This is a genomic window from Paracoccus sp. SM22M-07, from assembly GCF_001887735.1.
Classification (GTDB): domain Bacteria; phylum Pseudomonadota; class Alphaproteobacteria; order Rhodobacterales; family Rhodobacteraceae; genus Paracoccus.
Genome location: NZ_JPKW01000007.1, coordinates 14,974 through 29,396, shown reverse-complemented (window position 1 = coordinate 29,396; position 14,423 = coordinate 14,974). Strand labels below are relative to the sequence as shown.

At 66.0% G+C, this 14,423-nt stretch carries 13 protein-coding genes and 1 tRNA gene; 10 read left to right on the top strand and 4 right to left on the bottom strand.

The window, feature by feature from the left end; translation table 11 throughout:
* Positions 1-7: 7 nt before the first annotated feature.
* The 6 genes from IE00_RS11610 (at position 8) to IE00_RS11585 (ending at position 5,319) form a co-directional block, all read left to right on the top strand.
* A complete protein-coding gene (locus IE00_RS11610) occupies positions 8-1,642 on the top strand; it encodes an iron ABC transporter permease (protein ID WP_240493881.1) in 1,635 nt (544 codons plus the stop codon).
* Positions 1,643-1,667: 25 nt separating this feature from the next.
* Positions 1,668-1,742, top strand: a tRNA-Thr gene (locus IE00_RS11605).
* A 166-nt stretch (positions 1,743-1,908) separates the two neighbouring features.
* On the top strand, positions 1,909-2,115 hold the full coding sequence (locus tag IE00_RS11600) for a cold-shock protein (protein WP_072297281.1): 207 nt from the start codon (positions 1,909-1,911) through the stop codon (positions 2,113-2,115).
* Between the two features lie 107 nt (positions 2,116-2,222).
* Positions 2,223-3,038, top strand: coding sequence for a TIGR00282 family metallophosphoesterase (locus tag IE00_RS11595; protein ID WP_072297280.1), 816 nt, complete (start codon positions 2,223-2,225; stop codon positions 3,036-3,038).
* Positions 3,039-3,173: 135 nt separating this feature from the next.
* The gene (locus tag IE00_RS11590) at positions 3,174-4,952 is read left to right on the top strand and encodes an SLC13 family permease (protein WP_072297279.1); all 1,779 of its coding nucleotides are present in this window, start codon (positions 3,174-3,176) and stop codon (positions 4,950-4,952) included.
* A 139-nt stretch (positions 4,953-5,091) separates the two neighbouring features.
* Positions 5,092-5,319, top strand: coding sequence for a hypothetical protein (locus tag IE00_RS11585; protein WP_072297278.1), 228 nt, complete (start codon positions 5,092-5,094; stop codon positions 5,317-5,319).
* A gap of 69 nt (positions 5,320-5,388) precedes the next feature.
* Here the strand turns inward: IE00_RS11585 and IE00_RS11580 are convergent, their stop codons facing one another.
* Positions 5,389-7,167 carry an SLC13 family permease gene (locus tag IE00_RS11580; protein WP_072297389.1) on the bottom strand — a complete coding sequence of 593 codons (1,779 nt, stop codon included), beginning with the start codon at positions 7,165-7,167 and terminating at the stop codon, positions 5,389-5,391.
* Positions 7,168-7,305: 138 nt separating this feature from the next.
* Between IE00_RS11580 and IE00_RS11575 the strand changes: the two genes are divergently transcribed.
* The 3 genes from IE00_RS11575 to IE00_RS11565 all read left to right on the top strand — a co-directional run bounded on the left by IE00_RS11575 (position 7,306) and on the right by IE00_RS11565 (position 9,677).
* Positions 7,306-8,049: a YebC/PmpR family DNA-binding transcriptional regulator gene (locus IE00_RS11575; protein WP_072297277.1), complete on the top strand. Its 744-nt coding sequence runs from the start codon at positions 7,306-7,308 to the stop codon at positions 8,047-8,049.
* Between the two features lie 78 nt (positions 8,050-8,127).
* A complete protein-coding gene (locus IE00_RS11570) occupies positions 8,128-8,721 on the top strand; it encodes a LysE/ArgO family amino acid transporter (RefSeq protein WP_072297388.1) in 594 nt (197 codons plus the stop codon).
* Between the two features lie 47 nt (positions 8,722-8,768).
* Positions 8,769-9,677: a DMT family transporter gene (locus IE00_RS11565; protein ID WP_072297387.1), complete on the top strand. Its 909-nt coding sequence runs from the start codon at positions 8,769-8,771 to the stop codon at positions 9,675-9,677.
* A gap of 57 nt (positions 9,678-9,734) precedes the next feature.
* On the opposite strand, the gene IE00_RS11560 is transcribed toward IE00_RS11565, so the two are convergent.
* The gene (locus IE00_RS11560; RefSeq protein ID WP_083554328.1) at positions 9,735-10,628 is read right to left on the bottom strand and encodes a bifunctional allantoicase/(S)-ureidoglycine aminohydrolase; all 894 of its coding nucleotides are present in this window, start codon (positions 10,626-10,628) and stop codon (positions 9,735-9,737) included.
* Positions 10,625-12,031, bottom strand: coding sequence for an allantoinase PuuE (puuE, locus tag IE00_RS11555; protein WP_072297276.1), 1,407 nt, complete (start codon positions 12,029-12,031; stop codon positions 10,625-10,627). The genes IE00_RS11560 and puuE overlap by 4 nt, the downstream gene beginning before the upstream one ends.
* Positions 12,032-12,251: 220 nt before the next feature.
* On the opposite strand from puuE, the gene IE00_RS11550 reads away from it, so the two are divergent.
* Positions 12,252-13,553 (top strand): NCS2 family permease, encoded by a 1,302-nt coding sequence (locus IE00_RS11550; protein ID WP_072297275.1) that lies wholly within the window; start codon positions 12,252-12,254, stop codon positions 13,551-13,553.
* Positions 13,554-13,571: 18 nt separating this feature from the next.
* Here the strand turns inward: IE00_RS11550 and bhcR are convergent, their stop codons facing one another.
* The gene (bhcR, locus tag IE00_RS11545) at positions 13,572-14,384 is read right to left on the bottom strand and encodes an HTH-type transcriptional regulator BhcR (RefSeq protein WP_072297274.1); all 813 of its coding nucleotides are present in this window, start codon (positions 14,382-14,384) and stop codon (positions 13,572-13,574) included.
* Positions 14,385-14,423: the final 39 nt, after the last annotated feature.

The following is a 14,423-nucleotide window of genomic DNA, read 5'->3' as shown; positions in this document are numbered from 1 at the left end:
GGGCGGCATGGGCTGGTCCCTGGCCGCGGTCATGGTCGCGGCGCTGGTCCTGATGCCGGTCATGGCGGTGGTCTGGATCGCCGCCAACCCCACCGACAACATCTGGCCGCATTTGCTGTCGACGGTGATGCCGCGCTATTTCGGCAATACGGTCATCCTGGCTGTGGGGACCGGGGCGCTGGCGGCGGCGATGGGCACCGGTTCGGCCTGGCTGGTCAGCATGTATGACTTTCCGGGGCGGCGCTGGCTGCAATGGCTGCTGCTGCTGCCATTGGCGGTGCCCGCCTATATCGGGGCCTATGCGCTGGCGGATTTCCTGGATTATTCCGGCCCGGTGCAGATCGCGCTGCGCGGCTGGTTCGGGTGGGAAACGGCGCGCGATTACTGGTTCCCGCGCATCCGGTCGCTGGAGGCGGCGATCGTGGTGCTTGCCTCGGCGCTGGCGCCCTATGTCTATCTGCTGACCCGCGCCGCGCTGCATGAACAATCCGGCAGTGCCTATGAGGTCGCGCGCGCCTTGGGCACCGGTCCCTGGGGGCTGTTTCGCCGCGTGGGCCTGCCGCTGGCGCGTCCGGCCATCGTCGCGGGTTCGGCCATCGCCATGATGGAGGCCGTGGCCGATTACGGCGTCGTCAGCTATTTCGGCGTTCAGACGCTGAACACCGGCATCTTCACCACCTGGCTGGAACGCCGCAACGCGGGCGGGGCTGCCCAGATCGCCTGCGTCATCCTGCTGATCGTGGTCATCCTGGCGCTGTGGGAACGGTTCGGGCGGCGCAATGCGCGCTATCACCAAAGCGCCCGCCAGCCGCGCCCGATCCAACGTCAGCGGCTGTCATGGGTGGCAGGGCTGGGGGCGATGCTGGCCTGCATCCTGCCCTTCGCGATGGGTTTCCTGCTGCCGGTGGGGGTGATCCTGTCCTATGCGCTGGCCTATCCCGAGGGGTGGGTGTCGCCAGGCCTTGGCAAGGCCGCCTGGCACACGGTCAGCCTGGGCGCGATGGCGGCGCTGCTGACGGTCGCGATGGCGCTGATCATGGTCTATGGCACGCGGCTGTCGGGACGCGCGCTGCCGCGCCTGCTGCAGCCGGTGACCACGGTCGGCTATGCCGCGCCGGGGGCGGTGCTGGCGGTGGGCATCCTGATCCCGCTGGCGGCGCTGGACCACCGGCTGGCCGATGCCTGGCTGGCGCTGGCGGGCACCGATCCGGGGCTGATGCTGACAGGGACGGGGGCGGCGATCGTCTTTGCCTATACGGTGCGCTTCTTCGCCATCGGGCAGGGCGCCATCGACGGGGCCTTCACCCGCGTGTCGCCGTCGCTGCCCATGGCGGCGCGGTCGCTGGGGCGCGACAATGCGGGGGTGCTGCGCGATGTCTTCCTGCCGCTGATGCGCGGATCGGTCGGGGCGGCGCTGCTGCTGGTCTTTGTCGATTGCGTCAAGGAACTGCCCGCCACGCTGCTGCTGCGGCCCTTCAATTACGAAACGCTGGCCACCCGCACCCATGAACGCGCCAGCCTGGAAGACCTGGGCAATGCCGCCCCCGCAGCCTTGGTGGTGATGGCCGTGGGCATCCTGGCGGTGGCCCTGCTGGCGCGCACCAACCTGGGCGGGCGCAAGGATGACTTGCGCAAGCCGTGAACGCGCGATATTTGCGTCTGGTATTGCCGGCTTAGCTCAGTGGTAGAGCGTCTGATTTGTAATCAGGGGGTCGGGGGTTCAAATCCCTCAGCCGGCACCATGAATTTCCGATCAAGGCTTGTAAGGGCGGCACCGATGCGCTATATGGTGCCTTGCTACGTTAAATTCTCTGCATCCTGTCTGCTTCCGGCTTCAGTCTGCTTTGTTAATCTGACCGGCCAAGCCACTGCATACTGCGGGTGGCATAACTGACAGGAGATCTCACGATGGCCAACGGCACCGTGAAATGGTTCAACAGCACCAAAGGCTTCGGCTTCATTCAACCGGAAGGCGGCCGCCAGGACGTTTTCCTTCACATCTCGGCGCTCGAGCGCGCTGGTCTGTCGGCTCCGGCTGATGGCCAGAAGGTGACGTATGAGCTGGAGCGTGGCCGCGACGGTCGCGAATCGGCAACGAACGTTCAGTTCGCCTGATCCATCCTTTGGATGCGATGTTTCGAAGGGCTGCCCATATGGGCGGCCCTTTTTCCGTTCTGGCGTCCCGGCTTGAGGGTCGGGCAAGTTTGGCATAGCACGACCATATGCGAATTCTGTTTCTAGGCGATGTGATGGGCCGCGCGGGCCGTCGGGCGATTTCCGAACGCCTGGCCGGGCTGCGGGCACGGTTGAAGGCCGACCTTGTTGTGGTCAATGCCGAAAATTCCAGCGGAGGGCGCGGGGCGACCGCCGGTCACGCGCAGCTGCTTCTTGATTCGGGCGCCGATTGCCTGACCTTGGGCGATCATGCCTTTGACCAGAAGGACATGATGCCCTTCATCGAAAAGGAACCTCGGATAGTCCGCCCCCTGAATTTCGCGCGCGATGCGCCGGGCAGGGGCGCCGCGATCATCAGCGACGCGCGCGGGCGCAAGGCGCTGATCACGCAGGCGCTGGGACAGGTCTTCATGTCGCGGCCCTATGACGATCCGTTCTCGGCGCTGGATGCGGTGCTGCGGGCGCATCCGCCCGGCGGCATGGTCCAGGCCATCCTGGTCGATATCCACGCCGAGGCCACCAGCGAGAAGATGGCGATGGGCCATTTCTGCGATGGGCGCGCCAGTCTGATCGTGGGCACCCACACCCATGTGCCGACCGCCGATGCGCAGATCCTGCCGCGCGGCACGGCCTATCTGTCGGATGCGGGCATGTGCGGCGATTACGACAGCGTCATCGGCATGGACAAGACCGAGCCGATGCGCCGTTTCATCACCGGCATGCCCCGCGACCGCTTCACCCCCGCCGATGGCGAGGCGACGCTGTCGGGCGTCCTGGTCGAAACGGATGACCGGACCGGCATGGCCAAGGCCATCCAGCCGGTGCGCGACGGCGGGCGGCTGGCCCAGACCCACCCTGCGTGACCCTTTCGCCCGGCCCTCCGACCTTGCGTCGCGGGCCGGGCGCGCCACGGTGAAGACGGCTTGCGGGGCTTTGGTCTTCCGGCGCAATATGCCGCGAATGCGGGGCGCAGCGCCCGCGCCAGGAATGAGTTTTGAATGTTCGGATTTGAATTGACCGGGATGACCGGTGCAGTGGTGACCATCTTCATCATCATTGCCATGCTGACCTTGTTCATCCGAGAGACCTATCCCCCGGAAGTCACCGCGATCCTTGGTGCCGTCACCCTGCTTGGGCTTGGCATTCTGGATGTCAGCCATATATCCGGGGTGCTGTCGAACGCGGCGCCCTGGACCATCGCCTTCATGTTCATCATCGTGGGCGGACTGGTGCGGACCGGGGCGCTGGACTGGATCGGGCAGCGCGCGGCGCGTCATGCCGGGGCGCATCCGATGCTGACCCTGGCATCCGTGTCGATCCTGGTCTGCACCATGTCGGCATTCGTCAACAACACGCCGCTGGTCGTGGTGATGATGCCGATCTTCATGCAGCTGGCCAAGGAAATGGGTAAATCGCCCTCCAAGCTGTTGATCCCGCTGTCCTATCTGTCGATCCTGGGTGGTACGATGACGCTGATCGGCACATCGACCAACCTGCTGGTGGACGGGGTCGCGCGGTCCGCGGGAATGGAACATTTCTCCATCTTCGAGATCACCTGGGTCGGCCTGCCGATGGCGGTCGTGGGGGTCACCTATCTGCTGATCTTCGCCCCCCGCCTGCTGCCCGACCGCGATTCCATGTCGCAGCTGCTGTCGGGCCGCAGCAAGATGAAGTTCTTTACCGAGGTGGCCATTCCCGAAGGATCGGCCCTGATCGGCAAGACGCTGGACGAGGTCGACATCTTTGCCCGCGACAGCGCCCGCGTCATCGACGTGCTGCGCGGCGATGCATCCCTGCGCCGCGACCTGGCCGCCGTCCAGCTGGAGGAGGGCGACCGCGTCGTCCTGCGCACGCCCATGTCCGAGGTCTTGGGCCTGCAGACCCACAAGGACCTGCGCATGGTGGACAAGCTGAGTTCGGTCCAGACCTCGACGGTCGAGGTGCTGATCACGCCGGGCTGCCACATGGTCGGTCGATCGCTGGGGTCGATGCGCCTGCGCCGTCGCTATGGTGTCTATGTCCTGGCCGCGCATCGCAAGAACCAGAATATCGGGCGTCAGCTGGATGATCTGGTCGTGCGCGTGGGCGACACGCTGCTGCTGGAGGGGGCATCGACCGACATCCAGCGGCTGGCCAGCGACATGGACATGGTCGAGGTCAACGCGCCCTCGGACCGTGCCTATCGCCGCCGCCACGCGCCGATCGTGGTCGCCACGCTGGTCGGCGTCGTCGTGCTGTCCGCCTTCGAGGTGGCACCGATCCTGCTCTTGTCCTTCATCGGGGTGGCCGTGGTGCTGGGAACGCGCTGCATCGACGCCGACGAAGCATTGTCCTTTGTCGACGGTCGCCTGATGGCGCTGATCTTCGCCATGCTGGCGGTCGGCGCGGGTCTGGAAAACAGCGGCGCGGTGCAGCTGGTCGTGGACAAGGTCGCGCCCTGGCTGGCGACGCTGCCGCATTGGGCGCTGGTGCTGGCGGTCTATATGCTGGCGACATCCTTGACGGAAACAGTGACGAACAATGCCGTTGCCGTCATCGTCACGCCCTTGGCGATCAGCCTTGGCAATTCGCTGGGCGTCGATCCGCGCCCCCTGGTGGTGGCGGTGATGATGGGGGCCTCGGCCAGTTTCGCAACGCCCATCGGCTATCAGACCAACACGCTGGTCTATGGTCCGGGCGGCTATCGCTTTGCCGATTTCATCAAGGTCGGCCTGCCGTTGAACCTGTTGATGGCGCTGGTGGCGTCCACGCTGATCCCGTTGATCTGGCCGCTGTGACGGCCCTGCCGCAGCGGCCCTTGGGGAACCTTTCGCGGATCGCAATGCTGCCATGCAGCATCGGCGGTTGTGATCCGCGCCCGAAAGGCCGATCTATGAGGGCAAGGGAGGAAACGACCTATTCGCAAGGAGTTTCCACATGGCGACCATCGCAACTGCCGGCCAAAAGACCGCAGCATTTCCGACCAGCGCTCTGCTGGCTCCGTTCCGGGCCATCGGCCGCTTCATGATCACCCTGGCCGAGGCAAGCCCGCAGATGCGCGCGCTGAACCGCCTGAGCCAGCACAGCGACGCGGAACTTGCCGCCAAGGGTCTGACCCGCGAAGGCGAAATCCGCCGCATCCTGGGTGGCGCAGCCGCGCTGTAACCTTTTGCGGTCCGACTGCAGACGCCATGCGCGGCCCCTTCGGGCCGCGTTTCGCGTTTCGTGGGCAGGTCACAGCGGCCAGACGATCAGCAAGAGCGGCACGGACACGGCCATGACGATGATCTCCAACGGCAGCCCCATCCGCCAGTAATCGCCAAAGCGGTAATTGCCCGGCCCCAGGATCAACGTGTTGTTCTGGTGTCCGATCGGCGTCAGGAAGGCGCAGGAGGCCGCGACCGCCACCCCCATCAGGAAGGCGTCGGGCTGAACGCCCAGCTGTTCGGCCAGACGGATGCTGACCGGGGCTGCGATGATGGTCGTGGCGTTGTTGTTCAGGACATCCGACAACATCATCGTGGCCGCCATCAGCAGCACCAGCGCGATCCACGCCGGATAGCCCTGCGTCAGGCTGGCCAGCCCCTGCGCGATCAGCGCCGAGCCGCCCGTCTGGTCCAAGGCCAGCCCCAAGGGGATCATGCTTCCCAACAGCACGATGATCGGCCAGTCGACATGGTCGTAAAGCTCATGCACCGACAGCACCCCGAACAGCACATAGGCGATGATGACGCAGCCAAGCGCGATCGGCATCGTCGTCACCCCGAAGGACGCAGCCGCCACCGCCAGCGCGAACAGTCCAACCGCCGCGCGCATGTGGCGTTCGCGCTGGACCGACAGGCTGCCGCCATCGATGCGCAGCAGGCCGGTGGCGGCCAGCATGTCCTCGATGCGGCTTTCGGGGACCAGCAACAGCAGCATGTCCCCCGATTGCAGCGTCTGGCGCGACAGGTCGCGGCGCAGCGCCAGTCCCTGACGGCGCATCCCGATCAGGACGCTGTCATGGCGGTTCGTCAGCCCAAAGGATTGCACCGACCGGCCCGCGATCCCCGAGGCCCGCGGCACCAGGCATTCGATCAGCTGCTGGCCTTCGGCGTCCTTGCGCGCGCGGGGCTCCATCCGGCCGTCGGGGAACGAGAGATTGTTGGTCGATCTGAATTCGTCCAAGGCCTGCGGGTCGGCGCGCAGGACGATGACGTCACCATCCGCGATCGTCACGTCATCCAGATTGCCCGCGATGTCCTGCCCATGGCGGCGCAAACCGATGATGCGGACATTCGCCTTGGCGGCCTCGGCACGCGCATCGGCGATCAGGCGGGCGGTGGTCAGGCCGGCTTCGGTCACCACCAGCGCCGAGACATAGCGGCGCTGGGGTCCGTCGCCTTCGCTGGGCGCGTCTTCGCGTGCGCCGGGGATCAGGCGCCAGCCGACAAGGCCGATGAAGGCGATCCCCGCCACGGCGACCGCGCCGCCCACGGGAAGGAAATCGAACATCCGGTAAGGCTCGCCCAGCACATCAGCGCGGAATCCCGACACGATCAGGTTGGGGGGCGTGCCGATCAGCGTCAGCATGCCGCCCAGGATCGTCGCGAAGGCCAGCGGCATCAGCGTCAGGCCTGTCTGGCGGTTGGCCTTGCGCGCCGCCTGCAGATCGACGGGCATCAGCATGGCCAGCGCCGCGATATTGTTCATGAACCCGGACAGCAGACCCCCCACGGTGCCAAAGACCAGCACATGGGCCGTGGTGCCCCGCTGACGCGAGGCGATCAGCCGGGCCATGCGCGCCACCGCCCCCGACCGGTTCAGACCGGCCGTCGCGATCAGCACCAGTGCCACGATCAGGGTGGTCGGGTTGCCAAAGCCCGAGAACGCGTCCTCGGACGGGACGATCCCCATCAGGACCGCCGCCATCAGCCCGCCGAAGGCCACGAGGTCGTATCGCCACCGCCCCCACAGCATCAGCGCAATCATCAGGCCCAGAAGGGCGAAAAGCAGGATCTGTTGGGGGGTCATGGATATCCTCGTCTGGGCCGTCATCCCGGCCGTTGCACCGAACGCAAGCAGACCCATTCCGGTTCGTCTTGCGATGCACCCTTCCTGTGGACTAAAAGCCCGCAAGGTTTTCAATTGAATTGTGAAGGGCGACCCGACATGGCAGGTCATTCAAAATGGGCCAACATCCAGCATCGCAAGGGCCGGCAGGACGCTCAGCGTTCGAAGCTGTTTTCGAAGCTGGCCAAGGAAATCACCGTGGCCGCCAAGATGGGCGACCCTGATCCCGACAAGAACCCCCGCCTGCGCATGGCCGTCAAGGAAGCCAAGTCGAAATCCGTCCCCAAGGACGTGATCGACCGGGCCATCAAGAAATCGCAGGCCGGTGAGGGCGACAATTACGACGAGATCCGTTACGAAGGTTACGGCCCGAACGGCATCGCCCTGCTGGTCGAGGCGATGACCGACAACCGCAACCGCACCGCATCCAATGTCCGCAGCTATTTCACCAAGTCGGGCGGCGACATGGGGCAGACGGGTTCGGTCGCGTTCATGTTCGACCGCGTGGGCGAAATCGTTTATCCCGCCAGCGTGGGCGACGCCGATACGGTCATGATGGCCGCCATCGAAGCCGGTGCCGATGACGTGCAAAGCGACGATGAAGGTCACTGGATCTATTGTGCCGACACCGCCCTGAACGAGGTCGCGACCGCGCTGGAGGCGTCCTTGGGCGAATCCGAAACCGCCAAGCTGATCTGGAAGCCGCAGGCCCCGACCGAGATCACCGACGTGGAAACCGCCCAGAAGCTGATGAAGCTGATCGACACGCTGGAAGATGACGACGACGTGCAAAACGTCATCGGCAATTTCGACCTCTCCGAGGATGTCGCGGCCAGCCTGTAAGGCCGGACGCATTCCTGCAGGGCAAAGGGTCGTCGGGCAGCAGGGCTGTTGCCCGGCGATTTTTTCGATGGAGGGCCGATGCTGTCATATCTGGCGGGTCTGGGGACCGGACTGTCCCTGATCCTGGCGATCGGGGCGCAGAACGCCTTCGTGTTGAAGCAGGGCATCCTGCGCCGGCATGTATTGGCCATCTGCCTGTTCTGCGCGATTTCGGACGCGGTGCTGATCATCTTGGGTGTCGCGGGCATGGCCAGCGCCGGCCTGCGCTGGCCCTGGCTGTTTCAGGCGATGCGCTGGGGCGGGGTGGCGTTTCTGGTGATCTACGGGCTGCGCGCCTTCCGGGCCGCCTGGCGCGGGGGTGAGGCGCTGCGCCCCGAAGGCCAGGCCCAGAGCCTGGGCGCCGCCCTGGCGACCATCGCCGCGCTGACATGGCTGAACCCGCATGTCTGGCTGGATACGGTCGTTCTGCTGGGGGCGATCTCGGCGCAGTGGCCGATGCCCGGGGTGTTCGGGGCGGGGGCGGTGACCGGATCGTTCCTGTTCTTCTTTTCGCTGGGCTATGGCGCGCGGTTGCTGGAACCGCTGTTTCGCAGACCCGCCGCCTGGCGCTGGCTGGAATTCGGCGTCGGCTGTGTCATGTGGGCCATCGCGCTGCGGCTGGCGCTGGGCTGACACCGAACGGACTTGCCTTGTCGCGGGAAAGGCGGCAGGTGCAGATCATGCAATCAACGAACACCACATCGCGGGACTTGGTCGGCATCGGCTGGATGCTGGTCACGGGGCTGTGCTTCGTCGCGGTCAACACCATCGTGCGCGGGCTGGACGGTGCGCTGCCTGCGGCGCAGGCGGCCTTCATCCGCTTCGTAATCGGCGTGGTCTTCCTGATCCCTATCGTCTGGCCCGCGCTGAGACGCGGTTTCCCGGCCCCGGTCTGGGGCATGTTCGCGCTGCGCGGGGGGCTGCATGTCGTGGCGGTGGTGGCCTGGTTCTTTGCCATGTCGCGCATCACCATCGCCGAGGTGACGGCCATCGGCTTTCTGAACCCCATCATCGTCACCATCGGTGCGGCCCTGTTCATGGGCGAGAAACTGGCCGCCCGCCGCATCGCCGCCATCGGGGTGGCGTTGTTGGGGGCGCTGATCGTGCTGCGTCCGGGCCTGAGGGAGCTGGATGCGGGGCACATGTCGCAGGTCATGGCTTCGGTCGCGTTCGGATCGTCCTATCTGGTGGCAAAGCGGCTGTCGGAACGGGTGCCGGCATCGGTGGTGGTGGCCATGATGTCGGTGACGGTCGCCATCGGTCTGGCTCCGCTGGCCTGGGCGCAATGGGTGCCGCCGACCTGGGGGCAGGTGGGCTGGCTGGGTCTGGTCGCACTGTTCGCGACGGCGGGGCATTACACGATGACGCGGGCCTTTGCGGCCGCGCCCCTGACGGTCACGCAGCCCGTGACCTTCCTGCAGCTGGTCTGGGCCAGCCTGATCGGGGTTCTGGTCTTTGCCGAACCTCTGGACGCCTGGGTCATCCTGGGCGGCGGGCTGATGATCGGGGCGATCAGCTATATCACCTGGCGCGAGGCCCGTCTGCGGGCGCGCATGAAGACACCCGTCGTGGGAGCCACCAAGGTCTGATTGCGTCCCGCGACGTCCGGGGGTGCTGCGCGCCCCCCGGACCCCCTGCTGTGGGGCCTAGCGATGACCCCAGAGCGGTGCGTGCCGGTTCACGTCCTTGTAGAGCAGATAGCGGAACGGTCCCGGCCCACCCGCATAGCAGGCCTGCGGGCAGAAGGCGCGCAGCCACATGTAGTCGCCGGGGCCGACCTCGACCCAGTCCCGGTTCAGGCGATAGACGGCCTTGCCTTCCAGAACATAAAGCCCGTGTTCCATCACATGGGTTTCGGCGAAGGGGATCGAGCCGCCGGGTTTGAAGGTCACGACCGTGATATGCATGTCGTGGCGCAGATCGGCAGGGTCCATGAAGCGCGTCGTGCCCCATGCGCCATCGGTGTCGGGCATCATCGAGGGCGCCAGATCCTGTTCCTGCACCACGATCGGATCGGGCTTGGACACGCCCGCGGCGGGCTGCCAACGCTTGCGCCACCAATGGAAGCCTGCGGGACCGGCGGTGCGGTTCCAGATCTTCCAGGGCGTGCCAGGCGGCACATAGGCGAAGGCGCCCGGCGTCAGCGGATGGTCGGTGCCGTCGATGGTGATCTGCAGATCGCCGCCGGTGACGAAGATCGCATGCTGGACCTGCGGGTCGTCATCGGGGGTGTCGCTGCCGCCATTCTCGGCCAGTTCGACGATATACTGGCTGAAGGTTTCCGCGAAACCCGTCAGCGGCCGGGCCAGCATCCACATGCGCATGCCGCGCCAGCCGGGCAGATAGCTGGTGACGATGTCGCGCATGACGGTGCGGGGGATGACGGCATAGGCATCGGTGAAGATGGCCGTATCCGTCGTCATCCCGGTCTGGGGCGGCAGGCCCGCGACGGGACCGGCATAGGGGATGCGCTGCGCGGGTTCGGGCGGCAGTTGGGCGACATCGCCGGTGGGTGCGCCCTTGGGGGGGTGGTCGGTCATTTCAGGGCCTCCTTCAGGCGAAGTTCTGCGATGCGGATGACCTGGGCCTCGGCGGTCGCGCGTTCGGTCCGGGTGTCGTTCTGGACGCGGGTCTGCATGGCGGACAGGATCCCCGCCTTGTCATGGTCGCGCACCGCGATGATGAAGGGAAAGCCGTGCTTGGCGACATAGGCGTCGTTCAGCTGCGTGAACTGGGCGCGTTCGGCATCGGTCAGGGCGTCCAGACCCGCGCTGGCCTGTTCGGCGCTGCTGTCGGCGGTCAGGCGGCGGGCCTGCGCCAGCTTTCCGGCCAGATCGGGGTGGGCGGTCAGCACGCCCAGGCGTTCTTCGTCGCTGGCGGCGCGGAAGAATTGCGCCATGCGGCCCGATAGGCCCGTGGGCGTATCATGGACCGCCCCCATCTCGGCGTCCCAGACCCGTTCGGCGACAAAGGGCGAATGTTCATAGACGCCGCCAAAGCGCGCCACGAAATCGTCGCGGGACATTTCGGAAGGGCGGATGCGGGGCTGCCAGGGATGCGTGTCCGCCCAGTGGCGGGCGATGTCGAGGCGGCTGGCGAACCAGACGCCGTCATGGGCGCGGCAGTGCTCCAGGAACTGCCGGATGGCCATGGCGCGGCCCGGACGACCGGCAAGGCGGCAGTGTAACCCGATGGACATCATCTTGGGCGCACCGGCCGCGCCTTCGGCGTAAAGCACGTCGAAGCTGTCGCGCAGATAGTCGAAGAATTCCTGGCCCGTGCCGAACCCCTGGCCGCTGGAAAAGCGCATGTCGTTGGCATCCATCGTATAGGGCACCATCAGCTGCGGCTTGCCGTCATGGACATGCCAATAGGGCAGATCGTCGGCGATGGTATCGGCCAGATAGGCGAAACCGCCTTCCTGACAGCCAAGCGCCACCGTGTTCATCGACGTCCGCCCCTGATAGAAGCCATAAGGCCGTTCGCCGGTCACCTGGCGGTGCAGCTCGACCGCGCGGGCGATGTGATCGGCCTCGACCTCGGCCGGGATGTCGCGATAGTCGATCCATTTCAACCCGTGGGTCGCGATCTCCCATCCGGCGGATTTCATGGCGGCGACCTGTTCGGGGCTGCGTTCCAGCGCGGTGGCGACGCCATAGACGGTGACGGGAATGTCCTTCAGCAGGCGGTGCAGCCGCCAGAAGCCCGAGCGCGCGCCGTAATCATAGATGGATTCCATGTTCCAGTGCCGCTTGCCAGGCCAGGGCTGGGCGCCGATGATTTCCGACAGGAAGGCCTCGGATGCGGCATCGCCGTGTTCGATGCTGTTCTCGCCGCCCTCTTCGTAGTTGACGACGAACTGGACGGCGATCTTCGCGCCGCCGGGCCATTGGGGGTCCGGCGTGGTTTCGCCATATCCTGACAGATCGCGGCTGTAGCGCATGTAGTCCTCCGGGCTTTGGTGTCGCAGCGTCACCAAAGCCCGTTGCGCGCGCGGGAACAAGCGCCGGATGCAGAATTCTGTATCAAGGAAAAGGCAAAGATCGCCGGGGTCTTTCAAATTCGCGTTGAAAGACTTACGGGCATGGGACAATTGCGACCGCCTGACGCAGCCACCAAGCTGCGCCCCAATGGCGGCCGTCAGAGCCGCGCCAGGGGGAAACATGGAACGCTTTTTCAAGCTGTCGCACAAGGGCAGCACCGTCAGGACCGAGGTGATCGCAGGGATCACCACATTCCTGACCATGGCCTATATCATCTTCGTCAATCCCGACATCCTGTCCACGACCGGCATGGACCGCGACGCCGTCTTCGTGGCGACCTGCCTTGCGGCGGCGGTCGGATCGCTGATCATGGGGCTGTGGGCGAATTGGCCCATCGGCATGGCGCCCGGCATGGGGCTGAACGCGTTCTTCGCCTTCACCGTCGTGGGCGTCATGGGCTTTTCCTGGCAGCAGGCCCTGGGGGCGGTCTTCATCAGCGGGATCATCTTCCTGTTCCTGTCGATCACCGGCATCCGCAGCTGGCTGATCGCGGGCATTCCGGCATCCATGCGCAGCGCCATCGCGGCGGGGATCGGGCTGTTCCTGGCGATCATCGCGATGAAATCGTCGGGGCTGATCGTGGCGAACCCCGCGACGCTGCTGGCCTTGGGCGATCTGACGGCGACGGGGACGTTGCTGACCATCGCGGGGTTCTTCATCATCGTGGCGCTGGACGCGCTGAAGGTCACCGGGTCGATCCTGATCGGCATCCTGGTCATCACCGTGGCGGCCATCGCCCTGGGCGTCAGCCAGTTCGGCGGGGTCGTGTCCATGCCGCCTTCGGTCGCGCCGACCTTCCTGCAGCTGGATGTGATGGGGGCGCTGACTTATGGCATCTTCCAGGTCGTGCTGGTCATGGTCCTGGTCGAGGTCTTTGACGCCACCGGCACGCTGATCGGCGTGGCCAAGCGCGCGGGCCTGCTGGATGACGGCCCGACGCAGGACAACCCCAATCTGGGACGCGCGCTGATGGCCGATTCGACCGCGATCACGGCGGGGTCGCTGCTGGGGACGTCGTCGACGACGGCCTATGTCGAAAGCGCCTCGGGCGTGCAGGCGGGCGGACGCACGGGCCTGACGGCGGTGGTCGTGGGCGTGCTGTTCCTGCTGGCGATGTTCTTTGCGCCGTTGGCCGGGTCGGTCCCGGCCTATGCCACGGCGCCGGCGTTGCTTTACGTGGCCACGCTGATGCTGCGCGAACTGGCCGAGATCGACTGGGACGACGTTACCGAGGCCGCGCCTGCGGTGCTGACCGCGATCGCCATGCCCTTCACCTATTCCATCGCCAACGGCCTGGCCTTCGGTTTCATCAGCTATGCGCTGGTCAAGCTGCTGACGGGGCGTGCACGGCAGGTGCATGCGGCGACCTGGGTGATCGCCGCGCTGTTCGTGGTCAAATACGCCTTCTTCGGCGGTCACTGACCATCGGGGCGGGCGCGGTCACTGGGCCGCGCCGCCCATCGCCTCGGTCAGGGATGCAGCTGCGGCCGCGACCACCGCGCCAAGCGTCTTGACATGTTCGGACCCGATGCGATGCGTGGGCCCACTGACCGAGATGCCGGCCATCGCCTCTCCGGACAGGTCAAAGACGGGGGCGGCGATGCAGCGCATGCCGCGGGTCTTTTCCTCGTCATCGAAGGAAAAACCGCGATGACGGATGCGGGCCAGATCGGCCCTGAGTTCGTCGGGGTTGGTCAGGGTCTTGTCGGTGAACCGCTCCAGCCGTCCCGCCGAGGAGAGCGCATCCAGCGTTTCGGGACGCCCGAAGGCCAGCAGCGCCTTGCCGATCCCCGACGCATGCAAGGGCGACCGCGTCCCCGGCGGAAAGAAGGCGCGGATCGTTTCCTGGGTTTCGACCTGGCTGACGAACAGCACATGGTTGCCCTGAAGGATGCCCAGGTTCGCGGTTTCGCCGGTGTGTTCCATCAATGTGCGCAGGATGGGGCGGGCGCGTTCGACGATGCCCGAACGACGCATGAAGGCGGACCCAAGCCGAAAGGTCGCGGGACCGATATTCCAGGCCTGGGTGGTCGGATCGCTTTCCACCATGCCGCGCTGCGCCAAGGTGTGCAGGACGCGGTGCACGGTCGATGGCGGCTGCCCCGCCTGATCGGCGATCTCGCTGAGCGTCAGGCCAGACCGGGATGCCAGCAGGTCCAACAGGTCCAGCGCCCGGTCCAGCGCCTGCACGGTGCCCGGGGCCTCGGGCTGTGATTTCTTGGGGCGGCCCCGGCGGCGGATCGGATCGGCCATTATCTAAGCTCCGTTAAGATTGCATGTCGCGTGGCGCGA